This is a genomic window from Micrococcus sp. LASM2_SD2 (assembly GCF_057364565.1).
This window is the reverse complement of record NZ_JBNFOB010000337.1, coordinates 1-1744: the sequence shown is the minus strand read 5'-3', so window position 1 is coordinate 1744 and position 1744 is coordinate 1. Positions and strand designations below refer to the sequence as shown.

At 71.4% G+C, this 1744-nt stretch carries 2 protein-coding genes; one reads left to right on the top strand and one right to left on the bottom strand.

Annotated features, from left to right (window positions below; all coding sequences use genetic code 11):
- Nucleotides 1-388 precede the first annotated feature (388 nt).
- Complete coding sequence (locus AC2W7A_RS12135) at nt 389-739, bottom strand: cell division protein CrgA (protein ID WP_485991566.1); 351 nt, start codon at nt 737-739, stop codon at nt 389-391.
- A 201-nt stretch (nt 740-940) separates the two neighbouring features.
- On the opposite strand from AC2W7A_RS12135, the gene AC2W7A_RS12130 reads away from it, so the two are divergent.
- Nucleotides 941-1600, top strand: coding sequence for an anthranilate synthase component II (locus AC2W7A_RS12130; RefSeq protein ID WP_485991565.1), 660 nt, complete (start codon nt 941-943; stop codon nt 1598-1600).
- Nucleotides 1601-1744: the final 144 nt, after the last annotated feature.

The following is a 1744-nucleotide window of genomic DNA, read 5'->3' as shown; positions in this document are numbered from 1 at the left end:
GGAGCCGGACGGCGGGTCCCGTGGGTCCAGTGGGCCGCGGTGGCCGCGGTGCTGGCCGGCCTCGTGGTCCTCACCGCCGTCGGCGCGGCCCGGATCACGCCGGCGATGCTCTGGCCGTGACCGTCGGGCCGTGACCGTCGTCCCCGTCCCGTCCCCTGATCTCCACAGCGTCGTCCACACCGCTCTGCGGCGTTGTCCCCAGAGTTGTCCACAGGTGTGGACATGAATGACACCGGTGTGTTTCGACATCCGCGACAACGGGGTTATCCACAGGGTTGTCCCCACTGTGGAGAATCACACGGCTGTCATTTTGTCGGTCCCTCCGGGCCCGGACACCGCAGAAACCCGCTCGATTCTGCTGAATCCAGGGGCACGGCGGCCGTGCAGGTCACTCCTCGGACCAGCGGGACATCATCAGGAAGCCCACCATGGCGATGCCGAAGCCGATGATGATGTTCCAGCCTCCGATGCCCGGGATGGGGAACAGCGTCTGGGTCAGGTAGAACACGCAGATCCACAGCAGGCCCACGATCATGAGGCCGAACATCGTGGCCTTGTACCAGCGCGGCAGCGGCTTGGGTCCGAGGTCCTCCTCGGCCCCGCGGCGCTCCGCCTTCTCACGGCGGGCGGCCTCGCGGGCCTCGCGGCGCTCGTCGTTCCTCGCCTGCCGCTCGGCACGCTTCACGTCCTGCTCGCTCGGTGCGGGCGCCCCCATGTCCGGGGTCTCGTTCTCGGCCACGGCGTGATCCTCACTGTGGGTCGTCGGTCATGAGCTGGTGGTGTCGACCGCGCGCTACCCTGGTTCCCATCCGCACCGCACACCGCCGAAACGGTGTCGACGGTGCGCCAGTGCGTCCTCACGGTCCGGGTCGCGGCCTGACCCGGACCAGTCTATGTGCCCCACCGCACGCCGGCGGGGAGCCAGCGAAGGGAGCCGCCGATGGGCAGCACCGCCGTCTCGGTCCTCGTGATCGACAACTACGACAGCTTCGTCTACACCCTCGTCGGGTACCTGGGCGAGCTCGGGGCCCAGACCACCGTGGTCCGCAACGACGCCCTCACCCCGGAGGAGGCCGTCGCGCTGGCGGGCGAGCACACCGCGATCCTCATCTCGCCCGGACCCGGCGCCCCCGCGGACGCCGGCGTCTCCGAGCACCTGATCCGCCACGCCGCCGAGGTCGGCCAGCCGCTGTTCGGCGTGTGCCTGGGCCACCAGGCGATCGCCGAGGTCTTCGGCGCCACCGTCACGCACGCCGAGTCCCTGATGCACGGCAAGACCTCGCTCGTGGAGCACCGCGGACACCCGACCTTCGCGGGCCTGCCCAGCCCCTTCACCGCCACCCGCTACCACTCGCTCGCGGCCGTCCGGGACACCGTGGACGAATCCGTCCTGGAGGTCACCGCGGAGACCGCCGACGGCGTGGTCATGGGCCTGGCGCACCGCACCGCTCCCCTGTGGGGCGTGCAGTTCCACCCGGAGTCCGTGCTCACCGAGGGCGGCTACCGCATGCTCGGCAACTGGCTCGAGTCCGCCGGGCTGACCGGCGCCGCGGACCTCGGGGGCACCCTCGCCCCCATCATGGGCGCCGGGGCACGCTGACCCCCGCCCACCGCCTCCCGACGACGGAACGGCCCCTCACGAAGGTGAGGGGCGTCGTCGTGGGTCAGGGTCCGGCTCTCCGGCCGGCAGGAGCCGGCGCACCGCTCAGTCGCGCGGTGCGGGCCCGTTGGACGGACGTCCGAG

Bases quoted from the DNA above. Each gene is read 5' to 3' on its own strand.
- AC2W7A_RS12130 (WP_485991565.1), top strand. From the start codon at position 941: ATGGGCAGCACCGCCGTCTCGGTCCTCGTGATCGACAACTACGACAGC.